The organism is Streptomyces cylindrosporus (assembly GCF_022698165.1).
Taxonomy (GTDB): Bacteria; Actinomycetota; Actinomycetes; order Streptomycetales; family Streptomycetaceae; genus Streptomyces; species Streptomyces cylindrosporus.
On sequence record NZ_JALDAY010000016.1, the window covers coordinates 168,965 to 189,486 of the forward strand.

At 69.8% G+C, this 20,522-nt stretch carries 12 protein-coding genes; 9 read left to right on the plus strand and 3 right to left on the minus strand.

What is annotated here, in order from left to right; translation table 11 throughout:
* Positions 1 to 85: 85 nt before the first annotated feature.
* Positions 86 to 2,920 carry a glycoside hydrolase family 3 protein gene (locus MQP27_RS42920; RefSeq protein WP_242775768.1) on the minus strand — a complete coding sequence of 945 codons (2,835 nt, stop codon included), beginning with the start codon at positions 2,918 to 2,920 and terminating at the stop codon, positions 86 to 88.
* A gap of 347 nt (positions 2,921 to 3,267) precedes the next feature.
* Between MQP27_RS42920 and MQP27_RS42925 the strand changes: the two genes are divergently transcribed.
* The 7 genes from MQP27_RS42925 (at position 3,268) to MQP27_RS42955 (ending at position 14,210) form a co-directional block, all read left to right on the plus strand.
* Positions 3,268 to 4,971, plus strand: a complete 1,704-nt coding sequence (locus MQP27_RS42925) for an extracellular solute-binding protein (RefSeq protein WP_242775770.1) — start codon at positions 3,268 to 3,270, stop codon at positions 4,969 to 4,971.
* Between the two features lie 27 nt (positions 4,972 to 4,998).
* The gene (locus tag MQP27_RS42930; RefSeq protein ID WP_242775773.1) at positions 4,999 to 6,030 is read left to right on the plus strand and encodes an ABC transporter permease; all 1,032 of its coding nucleotides are present in this window, start codon (positions 4,999 to 5,001) and stop codon (positions 6,028 to 6,030) included.
* Entirely contained in the window at positions 6,027 to 6,965 is a 939-nt protein-coding gene (locus tag MQP27_RS42935) for a carbohydrate ABC transporter permease (RefSeq protein ID WP_242775776.1), read from the plus strand. Before MQP27_RS42930 ends, MQP27_RS42935 begins: the two co-directional genes overlap by 4 nt.
* Positions 6,966 to 7,037: 72 nt before the next feature.
* Complete coding sequence (locus MQP27_RS42940) at positions 7,038 to 9,233, plus strand: sialidase family protein (protein WP_242775779.1); 2,196 nt, start codon at positions 7,038 to 7,040, stop codon at positions 9,231 to 9,233.
* Positions 9,233 to 11,218: a beta-galactosidase gene (locus MQP27_RS42945; RefSeq protein WP_242775782.1), complete on the plus strand. Its 1,986-nt coding sequence runs from the start codon at positions 9,233 to 9,235 to the stop codon at positions 11,216 to 11,218. Before MQP27_RS42940 ends, MQP27_RS42945 begins: the two co-directional genes overlap by 1 nt.
* Positions 11,215 to 13,458 carry a glycosyl hydrolase family 95 catalytic domain-containing protein gene (locus tag MQP27_RS42950; RefSeq protein WP_242775785.1) on the plus strand — a complete coding sequence of 748 codons (2,244 nt, stop codon included), beginning with the start codon at positions 11,215 to 11,217 and terminating at the stop codon, positions 13,456 to 13,458. Before MQP27_RS42945 ends, MQP27_RS42950 begins: the two co-directional genes overlap by 4 nt.
* Before the next feature lie 35 nt (positions 13,459 to 13,493).
* A complete protein-coding gene (locus MQP27_RS42955) occupies positions 13,494 to 14,210 on the plus strand; it encodes a glycoside hydrolase family 12 protein (RefSeq protein WP_242775788.1) in 717 nt (238 codons plus the stop codon).
* A gap of 41 nt (positions 14,211 to 14,251) precedes the next feature.
* Here MQP27_RS42955 and MQP27_RS42960 read toward each other — a convergent pair whose 3' ends face one another.
* Together MQP27_RS42960 and MQP27_RS42965 are read right to left on the minus strand one after the other, a co-directional pair.
* On the minus strand, positions 14,252 to 16,291 hold the full coding sequence (locus MQP27_RS42960; RefSeq protein ID WP_242775791.1) for a glycoside hydrolase family 31 protein: 2,040 nt from the start codon (positions 16,289 to 16,291) through the stop codon (positions 14,252 to 14,254).
* 103 nt (positions 16,292 to 16,394) lie between these two features.
* Entirely contained in the window at positions 16,395 to 17,411 is a 1,017-nt protein-coding gene (locus MQP27_RS42965) for a LacI family DNA-binding transcriptional regulator (protein ID WP_242775793.1), read from the minus strand.
* A 237-nt stretch (positions 17,412 to 17,648) separates the two neighbouring features.
* Between MQP27_RS42965 and MQP27_RS42970 the strand changes: the two genes are divergently transcribed.
* The gene (locus MQP27_RS42970) at positions 17,649 to 18,458 is read left to right on the plus strand and encodes a GH12 family glycosyl hydrolase domain-containing protein (protein ID WP_242775795.1); all 810 of its coding nucleotides are present in this window, start codon (positions 17,649 to 17,651) and stop codon (positions 18,456 to 18,458) included.
* A 112-nt stretch (positions 18,459 to 18,570) separates the two neighbouring features.
* The gene (locus MQP27_RS42975; protein WP_242775796.1) at positions 18,571 to 20,514 is read left to right on the plus strand and encodes an acyl-CoA dehydrogenase family protein; all 1,944 of its coding nucleotides are present in this window, start codon (positions 18,571 to 18,573) and stop codon (positions 20,512 to 20,514) included.
* The last annotated feature ends 8 nt before the right edge of the window (positions 20,515 to 20,522 follow it).

Sequence of the window (20,522 nt, forward strand, 5' to 3'; positions counted from 1 at the left end):
GTTTTCAGATAACCTCTTGGAAGGGGCCCGGCACCGATGCCTTCCGGTGCCGGGCCCCTTCACCTCGTCGGCCTGGTCCGGACCCTCAACCGGAGAAGCCGACGTGCGCGAGCCGCAGCGGGCCGCGCAGTCTGATGTGCACGTCGTGCACGCCCTCGGCGACGATGTCGGCGGTGAGCGTCGTGTAGTCGTACGGGCCCGAGGTTGCCGTCTCTGTGCTGAGTACGGCCAGGACCGGGCCGCCGTCCAAGGAGAGTTCGAGCACTCCCTCGCCCGCCACCGACACCCTCACCTCGGTGACGCCGTCGCCCAAGTCGCAGTCGCGGTAGACCAGTTCGGCCGTCCGGTTCGGTTCCGGCGTCACCGCGTCGCCCGCCACCTTCGTCCGGTCGACGATCGCCGCGCCGCTCTGCTCGTCGAAGTCGGCCGCGTCGAGCCCCCGTTGGAGGACCGGACGCGGGGCGCCCGGCTCGCCGTCCAGAACCACCGTCGTCCGCAGGCGGACGTCCTCGCTGGAGGCGCCCGCCAGGAGGTCGTACGGGCCCGGCTCCAGGCGCGGTCCGCCGCGTGCCACGTCCCAGAACTCGAAGGCGCGGAGCGGGACTTCGAAGGCGATGTCGGCCTTCTCGCCCGGGGCGAGGGTGACTCTGCGGTGGGCGACCAGCTCGCGGCGCGGGCGGGTCACCGTCGGCTCCACGGCGCGGGTGTAGAGCTGGGCCACCTCGTCGGCCGACACGTCCCCGGTGTTGGTGACCGTGAAGGAGACGTGCACCGCGTCGCCGGTCACCGAGGTCGTCAGGTCGGCATAGGAGAAGCTCGCGTACGACAGGCCGTGTCCGAACGGGAACAGTGGCGTGCCCTCGAAGTACAGGTACGTCTGGCGGCTGCCGATCACGTCGTAGTCGAGCAGGCCGGGCAGGTCGCCGTCGTCCTCGTACCAGGTCTGTGGAAGCCGGCCGGCCGGGGAGACGTCGCCGGACAGGACCCGGGCGAGGGCGGTACCGGCCGCCTGGCCGCCGTGCGCCGTCCACAGGACCGCCGGGAGGGACGTCGTGCGGACCGTGTACGGATACGCCGAGACCAAGGTCAGGACGGTGCGCGGGTTCGCGGCGCGGGCCGCGCGCAGCAGGCGCTCCTGGTGCTCGGGCAGCCGCAGGGTCGTACGGTCCTCGGTCTCCCGGCCGTTGATGTGCGGGTCGTTGCCCGCCACGACCACGACAACGTCCGCCTGCTCGGCGGCCCGCCGCACCGCCTCCTCGCCGCGCTCGACGACGACCAGCTCGAAGATTTCCGGATTCTCGTCGGCAACCTTCACTCCGTCCGCGGCGACGCACACATGGCGACCCGTGCCGATGTGCCTGAGGAGGTGACCGCTCGCATGGGGTTCCAGGCGGAACGTCTCCTGAACGACCCAGCCGCCGGGCTGGTCCGCGGAGGCGCGTACGTAGTCGTCGTCGGCCACCGAGAGATAGCGGCCGTCGGGCGCGCGCAGCGTGAGGACGCCCTCGCCCCAGTCGATCAGGGCGAGTTCGGTGCCGGCCGGGTCGGTGGTCAGCGGCGGCAGGTCGGTGCGGCCGGAGAGCAGGGCCGGGTCCAACGCGCCCTCGGCGCCGCGTACTTCGTCGTCCGCGTCCACGGCCGGGACCTGGAGGAAGGTGCCCGCCGAGGTCTTCAGGCGGATGCGGTCCACGCCCTCCGCGAACTCGACGCGCTCCGCGCCGAACCGCTCGTACAGGCCCTCCAGCGGGGTCGAGCGGTGGATCAACGTGCCGCTGTACCAGTCGAGTTTGCACTCGTCGGCCAGCAGGCCCACGACGGCCACGCGGGTGTCAGGCGCGAGCGGGAGCAGACCGTCGTTCTTGAGCAGGACGATCGCCTGCTCGGCCGCCTCCAGCGCGAGCGCACGGTGCGCCGGGGTGTCGAAGTCGTGCGTGCCGGCGTACGGGTCGTAGCGCGGGTCGAACTCGCCGAGCCGGAAGCGCACGGAGAGCTGACGGCGGACGGCCGTGTCGATGTCGGCCTCCGTCAACAGCCCTTCCTCGTACGCCCTTTGGACGCGCCCGACGATCTGCGCGCTCTCGGTCCCGTGGTCGGTGAAGCTGTCGACCCCGGCGAGGAGCGCGGCCGCGGTGGCCTCCTCGTGGGTGTCGTAGTAGTGCTCGTGGTCGACCAGGTTGGAGGGCGCGCCCGCGTCCGAGCAGACCAGCAGCTCCTCGTCGGTCCAGCTGCGCAACTGCTCGCGCAGATACGGGGACACGTGGTTCGGGCGGCCGTTGACCAGGTTGTACGCCGGCATCACACCGGCCACCGCGCCCGCCTCGACCGTCTCGCGGAAGGCGCGCAGGTCGTACTCGTGCAGCACCCGCGGGCGGACCGAGGACGACGAAGTCGCCCTGTCCGTCTCGTTGTTGTGGGCCAGCCAGTGCTTGAGGACGGGTGCCGTGCGCCAGTACGTCGGATGGTCGCCGCGCAGGCCCCGGGTGTACGCCGTCGCAATCGCCGACGTCAGCTTCGGATCCTCGGAGTAGCCCTCCTCGTTGCGGCCCCACAGCGGGTGGCGCAGCAGGTTGACCGTCGGCGACCAGACGTTGAGGCCGACACGGTCGTCGCGGGCGCGCATCGCCCGGGCCTCCTTGGAGACGGCCTCGCCGACGCGGCGTACGAGATCCGTGTTCCAGGTGGCGCCGAGGCCCACGGCCTGCGGGAACACGGTCGCCGGGCCCATCCAGGCCACGCCGTGCAGGGCCTCCTGACCGGTGCGCCAGGCGTCGACGCCGAGGCGCTCGACGGCGGGCGTGTACTGGTGCAGGAAGGAGATCTTCTCCTCCAGGGTCAGCCGCTCCAACAGGTCGTCGATGCGCTTCGCGAAGGGCAGTTGCGGATCGCGGAACGGCGGCGTGGGCGGCGTCTGTTCGGTCACTGGGGATCCCCTTGCGATGGAGCGGCCAGGCGCTTTCGAAGCGCTTCGATGCTCATTCGATTGACCACCGGGTGTCAAGACACCCCGGGGCAACAACTCCGAAGCCGTGCCGACATATCAAGCGGCATATGAGCGCGGCTGGTTCGTGGACACCTCGGATCAATCTTGGAATCGACCCTTGTGCACCCTCTGGCCTTCACTTAACCTCGCAGCAACATCGAAGCGCTTCGACTGTCGAATGCATCCGCAGTGGTCGGAGCACCGCTTCAGCTCAGCCAGTTCCACTCGAGACACCGCAGCCGACGGCCACCGCCGGGTGTCCTGGTGCGCCACGAAGGGTTGACGCAATGACGCCGAACGCCGCTTCCGCTTCCTCCGGCTCCTCCGGACCCAGCCGGAGAAGCTTCCTCGCCTCGACCGCGGTCGCCAGCGTGGCGGTGGCGGGTGGGATGCCGTTGCTCGCCGCCTGTGGGAGTTCGGACAGCGACTCGCGCGGCGGCACGACGTCGGGCAAGAACGCGAAGAAGCTGCTGCCGGCGTATGTGGCCAGCAATGTGGTGACCCCGGACATCCCGTCCAAGAACGGCTCCTCGATGGGGTTCACCAGCAAGCTCGACGTCACCACTCTGAAGACCTCGGTGCCCAAGAAGCTCGGCAAGGGCGGCAAGGTCACCATCATGTCGCCGTTCTGGGGCTCGCCGCCCAAGAGCGACAACCCCTACTACACGTCGATGAACAGCCTGATCGGCGTCGACGTCCAGTGGCAGAACCAGGACGGCAACACCTACGACCAGAAGCTCGGCGCGGTCCTCGCCTCCAGCGACGTACCGGACGTGGTGGTCATCCCCGGCTGGAACATGGGCGGCAAGATACCCAGCGCCATCATCAGCAAGTTCGCCGACCTGGGACCGTACCTCTCCGGCGACAAGGTCAAGGAGTACCCGAACCTCGCCGCGATCCCGACCGACGCCTGGCAACGCTCCATCTTCGGCGGCAAGTTGCGCGGTCTGCCGATGCCGGCCTCCTATGTCACCAACATCGTGCCGCTGTACCGCAAGGACCTCTTCGACAAGGCAGGCTACCAACTGCCCAAGTCGGCCGACGAGTTCACCGCACTGTGCAAGGAGATCACCAACGCCAGGGCGAAGCGCTGGGCGTGCGGTGACATGAAGTGGACGGCGTTCAACATCTTCGGTGTGCTGTCCGGCTCCGAGAAGGCGCTCGGCTGGAACCAGGTCGACGGCAAGCTGGTCTACCGCGTCGAGACCGAGGAGTACCTCGAAGCCCTGGAGTGGACCCGCAAGCTCTTCGCCGCCGGTTACGTCCATCCCGACTTCAAGCTCGGCAAGAGCCAGGCCACCGACCCGGGCAGCAAGTTCGGCGCCGGAGAGTTCCTGATCTGGAACAACGACATCTCCAACTGGTACGGCCAGCAGGCCGCCCAGGCCGCCCAGAACCCGGACTTCAAGATCTGGGGCATGGACCTCTTCGGCCACGACGGTGACGACCCCACCCTGTGGGCCGCGGAACCGGCCGGCATCTTCGCCTTCGTCAACCGGAAGGCCTCCGAGTCGGTCATCCGTGACGTGCTGGCCGTCGCCAACGTCACCGCGGCGCCGTACGGCACCAAGGAGTGGATGATGACCAACTACGGCGTCGAAGGCACCCACTACACGATCAAGGACGGCGTGCCCGTCAAGAACGACAAGGGCAACAACGAGGTCGTCAACGCCTTCGTCATGGTCGCCAGCCCCGCTTCGACCATCGCCCACCCCGACTTCCCGGACGTCACCAAGGCGAGCGTCGAGTGGCAGCAGCGGATGGGCGCCTTCACCAAGAAGTCGTCCTTCTGGGGCCTGCAGATCACCGAGCCCGCCCGCTACACCAACCTCTCCAACGACTTCGAGCAGTTGGAGGACGACATCGCCCGCGGTCACAAGAAGATCAGCGACATGCAGCAGGCGGTCTCCGACTGGAAGAAGCAGGGCGGGGACAAGCTGCGCGACTGGTACAAGCAACTGCTCGACGAGAACGGCTCGGCGGCGAGCTGACCCGGTACCGAGGCAAGGAGAACGGCCGTGTCCCACAGCACGGTGCCTCGTAGCAGGGCCGAGGCCAACACGAAGCCGGCGAAGACCCCGGTGGCGTCCGGCGGTGCCACCGGTGCACGGAAACGGACCGGAAAGCTCGGCCTCCGGCTGAGATTCAGACGCGACCGCGTGCTGCTGCTGATGACGCTGCCCGCGCTGCTGCTGATCCTGGTCTTCAACTACCTGCCGATCCTGGGCAACATCGTCGCCTTCGAGGACTACGACCCCTACGTCAGCGACAACGGCATCGTCTCCATGCTGCACAGTCCCTGGGTCGGCCTGGAGAACTTCCAGCGGATCTTCCAGGACTCGGCCTTCTGGGACGCGGTCCAGAACACCTTCGTGCTGTTCTTCCTCCAGCTGGTGCTGTTCTTCCCGATCCCGATCCTGCTCGCGCTGCTCATCAACAGCGTGGTCAGACCCCGGGTGCGGGCCGTCGCGCAGGCCGTCCTCTACCTGCCGCACTTCTTCTCCTGGGTGCTGGTCATCGCCGTCTTCCAGCAGATGTTCGGCGGCGCCGGCATGCTCGCCCAGCAGTTGCGCGAACACGGCCACAACGGCATCGATCTGATGACCGACCCGGCCATCTTCAAGCTGCTGGTCACCGCGCAGAGCGTGTGGAAGGACGCCGGCTGGGGGATCATCGTCTTCCTCGCCGCGCTGGCCTCGGTCAGCCCGGACCTCTACGAGGCCGCCGCGATGGACGGCGCGGGCCGCTGGCGCCGCATGTGGCACGTCACCCTGCCCGCACTGCGCCCGGTCGTCGCGCTCCTGCTGGTCCTGCGGGTCGGCGACGCGCTGACCGTCGGCTTCGAGCAGATCCTGCTGCAACGCGATGCCGTCGGACCGGGCGCCGCGGAGGTCCTCGACACCTTCGTCTGGTGGAACGGCGTCCGCAACCAGGACTTCGGCTACGCGGCCGCCGCCGGACTCGTCAAGGGCGTGGTCAGCATCGGTCTGGTCCTCGCCGCGAACAAGGTGGCCCATCTCATGGGCGAGCAGGGGGTGTACAAGAAGTGACCGCCGTCGTCGACGAACGGGTGCGCAAGTCCTCGTCCCGGTGGGCTGCCCCGCCCCGGCCGACCTGGGAGGAGGCACCCTCCAGGGCGGGTCTGGCCGGCAAGGGCATAGCCCTGACCTTCGCCTGCCTCGCGGTCCTCTTCCCGCTGTGGATCGTGGTCGTCACCAGCCTCTCGTCCAAGAAGACCATCACCGAGGCCGGTGGCCTGGTGATGGTGCCCAAGGGCCTCACCTTCATCGCCTACAAGGAACTCCTCAGCGGCGGCCAGGTCACCCGTGCCGCGATCATCAGCGTCCTCGTCACCCTCGTCGGCACCGTGTTCTCGATGACGGTGTCGGTGCTGTGCGCCTACGGCCTCTCCCGGATCGGCACGCTGGGACACCGCTGGATCCTGATGATGCTGCTGGCGACCATGTTCTTCAGCGCCGGGCTCATTCCGACGTATCTACTCGTGCAGTCCCTCGGGCTGACGGACAGCTATCTGGCGCTGATCCTGCCCAGTGCGATCAGCGTGTTCAACATCCTTGTGCTGCGCGGGTTCTTCATGGGGATCTCCTCGGAACTCACCGACAGCGCGCGGATCGACGGGGCCGGGGACTTCCGGATCCTCTGGCAGATCGTGATGCCGCTGTCGCGTGCCGTGCTTGCCGTGATCACGCTGTTCTACGCCGTGGGGTACTGGAGTGCCTGGTTCAACGCGTCGTTGTACCTGAACAACCAGGACATGATGCCGCTGCAGAACGTCATGATCCAGCTGGTGCAGAAGCAGGAGGCGCCGGTGGGGTTGGGGCAGGCGATCAGGACGGGGCAACTGTCCGGGCTCGCGGTGCAGATGGCGGTCATGGTGATGGCGCTGCTTCCGGTGGCCGTCCTGTCGCCGTTCGTGCAGCGGCATTTCAAGAAGGGCATGTTGACCGGCGCGGTCAAGGGGTGACCGGTTGCCCAATGGGCCGCGGCCCTGAAGGGGCGCTCCCCATCCCTCTCTTCACAGAACGAGGTATGTGTCATGTTCGCGTCCCGTCTGAGTCGTCGCACCGTCCTCGCCGGGACCGTGGCCGCTGCCGCGATCGCCGCGCTGCCGCCCCTCGAAGGGCGCGCGCAGGCTGCCGATGACGTCACCGCCCCCACCTACCGCTGGCGCAACGCCGTCATCGGCGGCACCGGATTCATCACCGGCGTCCTCTTCCACCCCTCCGTGCGCGGCCTTGCCTACGCCCGTACTGACATCGGCGGCGCCTACCGCTGGGACGACCGGGCCGCCCGCTGGATCCCCCTCATCGATCATCTCGGCTGGGACGACTGGAACCTCCTCGGGGTCGAGGCCATGGCGGTGGACCCGGCGCACCCGGACCGGCTCTACCTCGCCCTCGGCACCTACGCCCAGTCCTGGGCCGGCAACGGAGCCGTGCTGCGGTCCGACGATCGCGGGGCGACCTGGGCCCGTGCCGATCTGGGCGTCAAGCTCGGGGCCAACGAGGACGGGCGGGGCATGGGCGAGCGGCTGCTCGTCGATCCTCGGGACAGGGACACCCTCTGGCTCGGTACCAGACACGACGGGTTGCTCAAGTCGAGGGACCGGGGCGCAACTTGGGCAGCCGCGAGTGGCTTTCCGGGCGTGCCGTCCGCCTCCGGGCAGGGCGTCACCCTCCTCGTCGCCGCCGGACGCACCCTGTACGCCGGGTGGGGTGACGGGGACGGGAGCTCCACCAATCTGTTCCGCACCGCCGACGGGGAGAGATGGGAGGCCGTTCCCGGGCAGCCCACCGGCGTCTCCGCCAAGGTGCCGGTGCGGGCCGCCTATGACGGTCACGCCCGTGAGCTGTACGTCAGCTACGCCGACGCCCCCGGGCCCAACGGGCAGTCCGACGGAAGCGTGCACAAGCTGGGCACGGCCACCGGCACCTGGACGGACGTCACTCCCGTGGTGCCGGGTGGCAGTGACGCCTTCGGGTACGGCGGCGTCGCCGTCGATGCCCGGCGGGCCGGCACCGTCGTCGTCTCCACCAACAACCGGTGGGCGGACGTCGACACGCTCTTCCGGACCACCGACGGCGGTCGCTCCTGGACGTCCCTCAAGGACGCGGCCGTCTTCGACGTGTCCGAGACTCCTTATCTCGACTGGGGGGACGACAAGCCGAAGTTCGGCTGGTGGATCCAGGCCGTCGCCGTCGACCCGTACGACTCGCGGCACGTCGTGTACGGCACCGGGGCCACCCTCTACGGCACCCGGGACCTGACCCACTGGGCCCCGTGGATCCGCGGCCTGGAAGAGGCCTCCGTGGTGCAGCTGGTGTCGCCCCCGGTCGGGGAGGCGCACCTGCTGAGCGGGTCCAGGGACATCGGGGTCATGTACCACGAGCGGCTCACGGCCTCGCCGGCCCGCGGCATGGCCACGAACCCCGTGTTCGGGTCGGCGACGGGGCTCGCGCAGGCCGCGGGCAGGCCGGCGTACGTCGTACGCACCGGGTGGGGCGACCACGGCAACGGGGCGTACTCGAACGACGGCGGCCGGACCTGGGCGCCCTTCGCTGCCCAGCCCTCCATCGCCCACGACGCACCGGGGCCGATCGCCGCCAGTGCCGACGGCGGCGTGCTGCTGTGGTCCTTCGTGCACTGGGACGGGACCAAGTACCCCGCCCACCGGTCGGACGACAACGGCACCACCTGGACCGAGATCTCCTCCTTCCCGAAGGGCGCCACGCCGGTCGCCGACCCGGCCGACCCGACGCTCTTCTACGCGTACGACACCGATACGGGAAAAGTACTCGCCAGCACTGACAGTGGCCGCACCTTCACCGAACGTGTGTCCGGGCTGCCCTCCGGCGACAGCCAGTTCAAGCTGGTCGCGGCGCCGGGTCGGTCCGGCGACCTGTGGCTGAGCGCCAAGGAGAACGGGCTGTACCGGTCCACCGACGGCGGGGCCACCTTCTCGAAGGTCGACAGCTGCCGGGCCTCGTACACCCTCGGCTTCGGGAAGGCGGCCGACGGGGCCGACTTTCCGGCGATCTACCAGGTCGGCTCGACGGAGGCCGTCACGGCCGTCTACCGCTCGGACGACGGCGCGAAGAGCTGGGTGCGGATCAACGACGACCGGCACCAGTGGGGGTGGATCGGGGAGACGATCGTCGGGGACCCGCGGGTGTACGGGCGCGTCTACCTCGCCACCAACGGGCGCGGGATCCAGTACGGGGAGCCCGTCTGATGGGCCCCGGCAAGGCGGCCTCCCTCGCCGACGCCACCCGGGGGCGCATCCTCTTCGGCGGTGACTACAACCCCGAGCAGTGGCCCGAGGAGACCTGGCACGAGGACGTACGTCTGATGAAGGACGCCGGCGTCAACTCCGTCACCCTCGGCGTCTTCTCCTGGGCGAAGCTCGAACCACGCCCGGGGGAGCGGGAGTTCGGCTGGCTGGACCGGCTCATGGACCTGATGCACACGAACGGCATCGGCGTCGTCCTCGCCACCCCCACCTCCTCGCCCCCGCCCTGGCTGGGCCGGCTGCATCCCGAGACCCTCCCCGTCGACGAGGACGGCCGCACCGAGTGGTGGGGCGGCCGGCAGCACTTCTCGCACTCCAGCGCCGTGTACCGCCGCCACGCCGCCGCGATCACGGAGGACCTCGCCGCCCGCTACGGCGGCCACCCCGCCCTCGTCATGTGGCACATCAACAACGAGTACTGCACCTACGACTGGGGCGACGAGGCCGCCGCCCGGTTCAGGCAGTGGCTGCGGGACAAGTACGGCACCCTCGACGCCCTCAACTCCGCCTGGGGCACGGCCTTCTGGAGTCAGGGCTACGGCGACTGGGCGGAGGTCCACACACCCCGCCGCGCCCACTATCTGAAGAACCCCGGCCAGGTGCTGGACTTCAAACGGTTCACCTCCGACATGCTCCTGGAGTGTTACGTCGCCGAGCGTGACATCGTGCGGCGGCACAGCCCGGACCACATCCCCGTCACCACCAACTTCATGCCGCTGTGGGCCGGTCAGGACGCCTGGCGGTGGGCGGAGGAGGAGGACGTCGTCTCCGTCGACCTCTACCCCGACCCGCGTGATCCCTTCGGCGCCCAACACGGGGCGCTCGTCCAGGACATGACCCGCTCACAGGCCCGCGGCCCCTGGATGCTGATGGAGCAGGCGGCGGGCCCCGTCAACTGGCGGGGCGTCAACCACCCCAAGCCGCGCGGCCTCAACCGTCTCTGGTCCCTCCAGGCCGTCGCCCGCGGCGCCGATGCCGTCTGCTACTTCCAGTGGCGGCAGTCCCGGCAGGGCGCGGAGAAGTTCCACTCCGGGATGGTCGGCCACGCGGGGGAGGAGGGCCGCACCTTCCAGGAGGTCAAGCGGCTCGGTGCCGAACTCCGTCGGATCGGCGGGCATGTGACGGGCAGTCATACGCGCAACGACATCGCGGTCCTCCACGACTGGCACTCCTGGTGGGCCGGCGCCCACGAGGGCCGCCTCTCCACCCGCGTCGACCACACCGCCGTACTCACCGCCTGGCACCGCGCCCTCTGGCAGGCCCACCTCACCACCGACTTCGCCCACCCCGAACACGACCTGAGCGCCTACAAGCTGGTCGTCGTCCCGCAGTTGTACGCCCTCACGGACCCGGCCATAGACAACCTCCTCGCCTACGTCCGCGGCGGCGGCACCCTCGTCTCCGGCTTCCTGACCGGCGTCGCGGACCAGGACGACCGGGTGCGGACCGGCGGCATGGACGCCCGGCTGCGCGGGCTCTTCGGCATCCGCACGCTGCACGAGTGGTGGCCGCTGGACGAGGGGGAGACCGTCGAGACCGACGGCTTCCGCGGGACCCTGTGGTCGGAGGAGATCGAGAAGGGGGACGGCGGTACGGTCGAAGTCGCCTACAAGGGCGGCGAGTTGGGCGGGCTGCCCGCCGTGCTGCGCAACGGGCGTGCCTGGTACGTCTCCACGCTTCCCGAGCCGCACGCCCTGCGCACCCTGCTCGCCCAGGTCGCCGACGGGGCCGGTGTCCGGCCCGTGCTGCACGGGCTGCCCGACCAGGTCGAGGCGGTCCGCCGCGGCGACCTGCTCTTCGTGCTCAACCACGGGCGCGAGTCGGTGACCGTCGAGGTGCCGGGCAGCCACCAGGACCTGCTGACGGGGGCGACCGTCGAGGGTGAGGTCACGCTCGGCCGGTACGGCGTGATGGTGTTGCGCCCATGAACCACATCCACGGCACCTGGGAACCCCGTCCCGCCACCCGCTGGGAGGACGGCTTCCTGAGCGGCAACGGCCATCACGGCGCCCTCGTGTTCGGCGATCCGAACGACGAGCGCGTGGTCGTCACCCATCACGCCCTCGTCCGCCCCAACGGCGGCGAGAGCGCCCGCCCGCCGCGGCTCGCCGCTCAACTCCCCCTCCTTCAGGACGAGTTGCTCGCGGGCGAACTGAAGGCCGCCGAGACCTTCACCGACGGCCGTGACCTCCAGTGGGTGCAGCCCTTCCACCCGGCTTTCCAGGTACGGCTGCGCAGGCCCGCCGGTGACGACCCGCGCGGCTACCGCCGTTCCGTCGACTTCGCCACCGGCGTGGTGGAGGCCGAGTGCGAGGGTCGGCGCAGCCGCGTCTTCGTGTCGCGGGCGGACGACGTGATCGTCCAGCACATCACCGGCGGCGACCTGGACATCGCGCTGGATCCCCGCCTCCCGGGCGCGCCCGCCGACCTGGCCGTCGGCGACGGCGCAGTGCTCACGCCCGAGGGCGCCCTGCTCACCCTGCGCGTGCGCTACCCCGGCAGCGAGACGGCGTACACCGGCCTGACGCTGGTCGCGGTCAGCGGCGGTCGTACGACGGTCACGCCCCCGGGGGTACGGGTCACCGGCGCGCGGTCGGTGCTCCTGCTGACCCGCGTCCTGCGCCACACGGGCGAGCTGGACACCGCCCCTCACGCACGCACCCTGCACGACCTGCTGGGGGAGGCGGAAGCCACGGCGACGGAACCCCCGGCCGACCCGACTGCACCGTCCGCCCCCGACCCGTACACCGCCCTCCTCGCCCGCCACACCCCCCTCCACCGCACCGCCTACGAACGCGTCACCCTCGACCTGGCCGCCGACCCCGCCGAACGCGTCCTCCCCGGCTCGGAGTTGCTCACTCGCCCCGACAGCCCTGCCCTCTTGGAGCGTCTCTTCGCCGCCGGCCGCTACCACCTGCTCTCCGCGAGCGGTCTGAACCCGCCCCGCCTCACCGGTCTGTGGACCGGCGACTGGGACACCGCCTGGTCCGCGGCCTTCACCAACGACGCCAACGTCAACCTCCAGACCGCGTCCGCCGCAGCCGCCGCCCTGCCCGAAGTGACGGCCGCCCTCGCCTCTCTGATCGACCGTCAGCTCGACGACTGGGCCGAGAACGCCCGCACGGTCTTCGGCTGCCGCGGAGTCGTCGCTCCCGCCCACACCGACGGCGAGTCCGGGCTGTCGTACCACTTCAGCCGCGAATACCCGCTGCACCTGTGGACGGCCGGCGCCGACTGGCTGCTCAAGCCCATCGTCGACCACGACGAGACCGAGGGGACGAGGAGTCCGCGGACGGCTCACGCGCTGGGCCAAGTGGCCCTGTTCTACGAGGACTTCCTCACCCGGGTGGACCCGGAGGGCAACCTGGTCGTCGTCCCCTCCTACTCGCCCGAGAACCGTCCGGCGAACGCGAGCTGGGGCGCGATCAACGCGGCCATGGACCTCTCGGCCGCCCGGCACGCGCTGCTCACCGGCGCCGAATACCACCCGGGCACCCCGGAGGCCGACCGCCGGCGTGCCCTCGCCGAGCGGCTCCCGCCGCACCGGATCAACGCCGACGGCGCGCTGGCCGAATGGGCCTGGCCGGGCCTCGACGACACCTACGACCACCGCCATCTCAGCCACCTCTACGGGGTCTGGCCGCTCGACGAGATCAACCCGTACGACACCCCGGAGCTCGCGGCCGCCGCCCACCGCGCCCTCGAACTGCGCGGCGCCGAGAACGACTCCGCCCACGGCCATCTGCACCACGCCCTGGTCGCCGCCCGCCTCCGCGACGGCGAACGGGTCGCGCACGCGCTCGGCCAGGTGCTCAAGGGCGACTTCTTCCACGCCTCCTTGATGAGCGCCCACTACCCGCACCTCGACGTCTACAACGCGGACGCCGCGCACACCCTGCCGGCCGTGATCATCGAGTCCCTCGTCCAGTCCACCCCGGACCGGCTGGTCCTGCTGCCCGCACTGCCGGCCGCTTACCCGAACGGCCGACTCCTCGGCGTCCGCACCCGGTTCGGAGCCGAACTCGACCTCACCTGGAGCCCGCACGAAGCGACCGCGGTGATCCGCCCCACCCGGACCCACCGCGTCGAACTCCGGACTTCCTCCGGCGCCCGGCCGCTCGACCTGGTCGCCGGAGAAGACCACGTCCTCGCCCTGGGGACGTGGTAACCCGCGCAATTCCCCCCACCCATGGAAGGGACACCATGGCAACAAGCACGCTGAAGAAGCGGATCACGATGGCGATCGTCGCCCCCGCCCTCGCGCTCGGCGCCACCGTCGGACTCGCCTCCGCCCCCGCCTCGGCCGCCGTCTGGAGCTCCTGCGACCAGTGGGGCAGCACCACCCTGAACGGCTACACGCTCTACAACAACATCTGGGGCTCCGGCGCCGGCAGCCAGTGCATCTGGGCCAACTCCGGCACCAACTGGGGCGTCAACGCCAACCACCCCAACACCGGCGGCATCAAGTCCTACCCCAACGCCAAGAAGGTGATCAACAAGTCGATCACCTCGCTCGGTTCGCTCTCCAGCAGCTACAACGTGACCGTGCCGCCGTCCGGCGCGTACAACACGTCGTACGACATCTGGGACACCAACTACGACTACGAGATCATGCTCTGGGTCAACAAGACCGGAGCCGTCGGCCCGCTCGGCACCTCGCAGGGCACCCTCACCCTCGGCGGCCACACCTGGACCGTCTACAAGGGCAACAACGGCGCCAACGACGTGTTCTCCTTCGTCCGCACCTCGAACTCGTCCTCCGGCACCGTCAACATCCTCCCGATCCTGAAGTGGATCAAGGACACCAAGGGCTGGTTCGGCAACGTGACCATCGGTGACCTCCAGTTCGGCTTCGAGATCACCTCGTCGTCCGGCGGCCTGGACTTCACCGTCAACAGCGAGAGCGTCAGCAGCAGTTGAGCAACCGGGTCGGCCCTCGCGCGAGGGCCGACCCGTCCGGCTCAGTCCCTGACCGGCAGCCGCGCCTCGTCCCGGAAGAACAACGGGATCCGGTCCAGCGGTGCGTCCACCGTCACCGCCGCGCCGCCCGCGTACGTCCGCCCGGTCCACGCGTCCGTCCAGGTCGCCCCCGCCGGGAGATAGGCCGTGCGGGCCGTCGCCCCGGCCACCAGCACCGGCGCGACCAGCAGGTCCCGCCCGAAGAGGTACGAGTCGTCGACCCCCCAGGCCCCCTGGTCCTCCGGGAACTCCAGGAACAGCGGCCGCATCACCGGCAGCCCCTCCTCGTGCGCCTCCCGCATGACCTCCAGCACATACGGCTTCAGCCGCTCCCGCAGCCGCAGGTACCGCTCCAGGATCGCCCCGGCCTCCTCGCCGTACGACCACACCTCGTTCGGGCCGCCGGTCATGTCCGGCCCGAGCGGCATCCCCGGATCCCGGAAGCCGTGCAGCCGCATCAACGGCGACAACGCCCCGAACTGGAACCACCGGACCATCACCTCGCGGTACGCCGGATCGTCCGGGTCCCCGCCGTGGAAGCCGCCGATGTCCGTGTTCCACCAGGGGATCCCGGACATCGCGGTGTTGAGCCCGGCCGCGATCTGCCGCCGCAGGGTGGCGAAGTCCGTCCCGATGTCGCCGGACCACAACGCGGCGCCGTACCGCTGACTGCCCGCCCAGGCCGACCGGTTGAGGGTGATGACCTCTTCCCCCTCGGCCCTCAACCCCTCATAGAACGTGCGGGAGTTCTCGGCCGGATAGCTGTTGCCGACCTCCAGTCCCGGCCCCGTCCAGTACCGCAGGTTCTCCTGGAACCCCGGCTTCAGCTCCGGTTCGCACGCGTCCAGCCAGAACGCCGTGATGCCGTACGGCGCAAGGTAGTTGTCCCGTACCTTCGACCACACGAACTCCCGCGCGTCCGGGTTGGTCGCGTCGTAGAACGCCACCTGGACGGTCGACGCGACCTCCTTGTCCGGCCAGTCCGCGTGCGCCATGGGCCCGTACTGCGTGCCGATGAAGTACCCGCGCTGCTCCATCACCGGATGGTTCTCGCTCAGCGGGGACACCGACGGCCAGACGCTGACCACCAACTTGATGCCCAGCTCGTCGAGTTCACGGACCATCGCGGCCGGGTCCGGCCACTCGGCCGGGTCGAACCTCCACTCGCCCAGATGCGTCCAGTGGAAGAAGTCGCAGACGATCGCGGCGATCGGCAGCCCCCGCCGCTTGTACTCCCGTGCCACGCCGAGGAGTTCGTCCTGCGTGCGGTACCGCAGCTTGCACTGCCAGAACCCCGCCGCCCACTCCGGCAGCATCGGCGTACGCCCGGTCACCGCGCTGTAGCGCCGCTGGCCGTCGGCCGGCGGCCCCGCCGTGATCCAGTAGTCGATCTGCCGGGCCGAGTCGGCGACCCACCGGGTGCCGTTGCCCGCCAGCTCCACCCGCCCGATGGCCGGGTTGTTCCACAGCAGTGTGTAGCCGCGACTCGACGACAGCACCGGAATGCCGACCTCGGCGTTGCGCTGCACCAGGTCGAGCACCAGCCCCTTCTGGTCGAACCGCCCGTGCTGGTGCTGCCCCAGCCCGTACAGCCTCTCGCCCTCGTATGCGGCGAACCGCTGCTCCAGCCGGTGGTGGCCGTTGCCCACCGCCGTGTAGAGCCGCGACCCCGGCCACCAGAAGTGCGCCCGCTCCTCGGCGAGCACCTCGCTGCGATCGTCCGTGCGCAGGAAGCGGACCAGGCCCTCGGCGCTCACTTCCACCGTCAGGGCGCCGACCGTCAACTGCCCTTCCCCGTCACCGATCTTGACGCTGCTCTCGGTGGCCGGGGCGGTGTCGAACAGTGCGCCCGGCAGCCCCTCCAGGATCGGACCGCCGAGCCGCGCCCGGACCCGGACCGCGTCCGGACCCCACGGCTCGATCCGGACCGTCTCCTGACGGCCGCTCCACTCCAGCGCCCCGTCCCGCTCACGGAACGTCCCGACGGTGGGCGAGGACTGCGCCAGGCTGACCTGAGTCCGGTTTTCGGCAGGCTGGTTCACGAGGAGTGCTCCCGAAGACATGAGGGTGCCCCACAGGGCACGCGAGAGAACGGGGTCAGAAAGAGCGGGGTGAAGGGAAGAACGGGGTTCAGGAAGTACCGGGTCAGGAAGCACGGGCGGGCGCCGGGCCCGTGCTCGCCCGCACCGTCAACTCCGGTGCGATCAGCACGACTTCGTCGGTCCCGCGCCCGTCGAGCTTGGCCACCAGATGCTCCACGGCGTAACGGCCCATCTCCTGCGCGGGGATGGCCACGGACGTCAGCCGCACCGAGGCCTGCACGGCAACCTGGTCCGGACAGATCGCCACCACGGACACGTCCTCCGGGACCGCCCGGCCCTGCTGCCGCAGCAGCGCGAGAAGCGGTTCGACGGCGGACTCGTTCTGCACGACGAACCCGGTCGTCCCGGGACGCTCGTCGAGGATCCGGGCGAGCGTGACGGCCATCGCGTCGTACCCGCCCTCGCACGGCCGGTGCAGCAGCCGTACCCCCAACTCCTGGGCACGCGACCGGAGTCCGTCGAGCGTGCGCTCGGCGAAGCCGGTGTGCCGCTCGTAGACGGCCGGTGCCTCGCCGATGACAGCGATGTCGCGGTGGCCCAGCATCGCCAGGTGCTCCACGCACAGCGCGCCCGTGGCCCTGAAGTCAAGGTCCACGCAGGTGAGGCCGGTTGTGTCGGCCGGCAGCCCGATGAGCACGGACGGCTGGTCGGTGCCGCGCAGCAACGGCAGCCGCTCGTCGTCCAGTTCGACGTCCATCAGGATCATCGCGTCCGCGAGCCCGCTGCCGGTGACCCGGCGCACGGCGTCCGGGCCCTCCTCGCCGGTCAGCAGCAGGACGTCGTAGCCATGGGTCCGTGCCGTGGTGGCGACCGCGATGGCGATCTCCATCATCACCGGTACGTACATGTCGGTGCGCAGCGGGACCATCAGGGCGATGATGTTGGAACGGCTGCTGGCCAGGGCCCGCGCGCCCGCGTTCGGGTGGTAGCCCAGTTCGCGGATGCTCTGCTCGACCCGCAGCCGGGTGGTCGCGGAGATGGACCGCTTGCCGCTGAGGACATAGCTCACCGTGCTCGCCGAGACTCCGGCGTGCTGGGCGACCTCGGCGAGGGTGACCATCCAGCTCTCCCAGCGGTGTGAAGCGCTTCGACAGTGCGCGTTGCGTATAGGGGTGGGTGTGAGGGTGGTTCGACACTAGCTCTGGCGGGCGTGGGTGTCCATAGGTTGTCGAAGCGCTTCGACAGCAATTCTCTTACGAGGGTGTCGGTGCCGTGGGGGGGGCAACCTCCGGCGGGGTCGGCGGCCACTGAGAGGCCGTAGAGGTCGTAGACGAACCGTCCCCCGGAAGGACCCCCGATGCAACACCGCAGACCGCGCCTGTCCAAGAAGAGGAAGACCCTCCTCGCCTCCGCGGTCGCCCTCGCGGCGGCGGCCGGCGTGACCGTTGCGCAGGCCGGCGAGACCGACAAGGAGTGCACCGCCTTCGACACGATCACCCTCGGCAAGTACTACGTGAACAACAACCTCTGGAACGAGGGGAAGTACACGGGCACCCAGTGCGTGTGGGCCAACTCCCGGTCGGGCTCGACGATCTCGTGGGGCACGGACTACAGCCTGGCGAACAGCTCCACCGGCAAGGACTACGACGTGAAGTCGTACGCGAGCACCGTGCTCGGCTGGCACTGGGGCTGGAAGGTCGACAAGGCGACGACCGGGCTGCCGATCCGGGTCGGCGACCGCAAGAAGGTGACCGCCACCTGGGACTTCTCCCTCCCGTCCAGCCCCGGCACCATGAACGTCTCGTACGACCTGTGGCTGCACGCCAAGAACACCGCGGACTGGCAGGACCAGCCCACCGACGAGATCATGATCTGGCTCAACCGGCAGGGCGGCGCGGGCCCCCTCGGCACCAAGTACGGCAGCGTCAGCCTCGGTGGGGCGATGTGGGACATCTACCAGGGGGACATCGGCTGGAACGTGTACTCCTTCGTCCGCCGCGCGAACGCCACCAGCGCCACCCTCGACCTGGACGACTTCACCCAGGCACTCGTCCGGCGCAAGCTGCTCTCCAACGACAAGTACGTCTCCGGCATCGAGTCCGGCACCGAGGTTTTCAAGGGAACCGGCCGCCTGGACACGAAGTCGTACTCCGTCAACATCGGCTGAACGGGCGCGCGAAGGGTGGTGGGCTCGCCCCGGATCGGGTACATACGATCGAGTAGCACCCGTCGGTAACCAATTACGGTCCGAGATCCCGATTCGCGGCGAGGTGAGCCTCATGTCCGCAAGCCCCACAGAATCTGCTGGACGCCCTACCGTCTCCGAACGTGAGGCCCGCCAGGTGGCCGAGGCGGCCCGGGAACAGGAGTGGCGCAAGCCCAGCTTCGCCAAGGAACTGTTCCTCGGCCGCTTCCGGCTCGACCTGGTCCACCCGCACCCCATGCCGACCGACGAGGCGGCCCAGCGCGGCGAGGAGTTCCTCGCCAAGCTCCGCGACTTCTGCGAGACCAAGGTCGACGGCGCCCTCATCGAGCGCGAGGCCCGCATCCCCGACGAGGTCATCAACGGCCTCAAGGAACTCGGCGCCTTCGGCATGAAGATCGACACCAAGTACGGCGGGCTCGGCCTCACCCAGGTGTACTACAACAAGGCGCTGACGCTGGCCGGTTCGGCGTCCCCGGCGATCGGCGTGCTGCTGTCGGCGCACCAGTCGATCGGCGTACCGCAGCCGCTCAAGCTGTTCGGCACGACCGAGCAGAAGGAGCAGTTCCTGCCGCGCTGCGCCCGCACCGACATCAGCGCCTTCCTGCTCACCGAGCCCGACGTGGGCTCCGACCCGGCCCGCCTCGCGACCTCGGCCGTACCGGACGGGGACGACTACGTCCTCGACGGCGTGAAGCTGTGGACCACCAACGGTGTCGTGGCCGACCTGCTGGTCGTCATGGCGCGCGTCCCGAAGTCCGAGGGCCACAAGGGCGGCATCACCGCCTTCGTCGTCGAGACGAACTCGCCCGGCGTCACCGTCGAGAACCGCAACGCCTTCATGGGCCTGCGCGGCATCGAGAACGGCGTCACCCGCTTCCACCAGGTCCGCGTCCCGGCGGCGAACCGTATCGGCCCGGAGGGCGCGGGCCTGAAGATCGCGCTCACCACCCTCAACACGGGCCGGCTCTCCCTCCCCGCCTCCTGTGTGGCCGCCGGCAAGTGGTGCCTGAAGATCGCCCGCGAGTGGTCGGCGGCGCGTGAGCAGTGGGGCAAGCCGATCGCCCACCACGAGGCCGTCGGCCAGAAGATCTCCTTCATCGCGGCGACGACCTTCGCGCTGGAGGCCGTACTGGACCTGTCCTCGCAGATGGCCGACGAGGACCGCAACGACATCCGCATCGAGGGCGCCCTCGCCAAGCTGTACGCGTCCGAGATGGCCTGGCTGATCGCCGACGAGCTGGTCCAGATCCGGGGCGGCCGCGGCTTCGAGACGGCGGAGTCGCTGCGGGCCCGCGGCGAACGGGCCGTCCCCGCCGAGCAGGTCCTGCGCGACCTCCGGATCAACCGCATCTTCGAGGGCTCGACGGAGATCATGCACCTCCTGATCGCCCGCGAGGCCGTCGACGCCCACCTGTCCGTCGCCGGTGACCTCATCGACCCGGAGAAGTCCCTCCAGGACAAGGCGAAGGCGGGCGCGAACGCGGGCGTCTTCTACGCGAAGTGGCTGCCGAAGCTCGTCGCGGGACAGGGTCAACTCCCGTACTCCTACGGCGAGTTCAAACACGGAGTCGACCTCTCCCCGCACCTCCGCTACGTCGAACGCACCTCCCGCAAGCTGGCCCGCTCCACCTTCTACGCCATGTCCCGCTGGCAGGGGAAGATGGAGACCAAGCAGGGCTTCCTGGGCCGGATCGTCGACATCGGCGCCGAGCTCTTCGCGATGAGCGCGGCCTGTGTCCGCGCCGAGCTCCTGCGCAGCCAGGGCGACCACGGCCGCGAGGCCTACCAGCTCGCCGACGCCTTCTGCCGTCAGTCCCGGCTGCGCGTCGAGGAACTCTTCGGGCGCCTGTGGAACAACACCGACGACCTCGACCGCAAGGTCGTCAAGGGCGTCATGTCCGGCACGTACGAATGGCTGGAGGAGGGCATCGTCGACCCGTCCGGCGAGGGCCTGTGGATCGCCGAGGCCGACCCCGGCCCGTCGAAGAAGGAGAACGTCCACCGCCCGATCCGCTGACCCGACCC

What these genes read in the sequence shown, in the direction of transcription:
- MQP27_RS42925 (WP_242775770.1), top strand. Translation starts at nt 3,268, where the DNA reads ATGACGCCGAACGCCGCTTCCGCTTCCTCCGGCTCCTCCGGACCCAGC.
- MQP27_RS42940 (WP_242775779.1), top strand. Translation starts at nt 7,038, where the DNA reads ATGTTCGCGTCCCGTCTGAGTCGTCGCACCGTCCTCGCCGGGACCGTG.
- MQP27_RS42945 (WP_242775782.1), top strand. Translation starts at nt 9,233, where the DNA reads ATGGGCCCCGGCAAGGCGGCCTCCCTCGCCGACGCCACCCGGGGGCGC.
- MQP27_RS42950 (WP_242775785.1), top strand. Translation starts at nt 11,215, where the DNA reads ATGAACCACATCCACGGCACCTGGGAACCCCGTCCCGCCACCCGCTGG.
- MQP27_RS42955 (WP_242775788.1), top strand. Translation starts at nt 13,494, where the DNA reads ATGGCAACAAGCACGCTGAAGAAGCGGATCACGATGGCGATCGTCGCC.
- MQP27_RS42965 (WP_242775793.1), bottom strand. Translation starts at nt 17,411, where the DNA reads ATGGTCACCCTCGCCGAGGTCGCCCAGCACGCCGGAGTCTCGGCGAGC.
- MQP27_RS42970 (WP_242775795.1), top strand. Translation starts at nt 17,649, where the DNA reads ATGCAACACCGCAGACCGCGCCTGTCCAAGAAGAGGAAGACCCTCCTC.
- MQP27_RS42975 (WP_242775796.1), top strand. Translation starts at nt 18,571, where the DNA reads ATGTCCGCAAGCCCCACAGAATCTGCTGGACGCCCTACCGTCTCCGAA.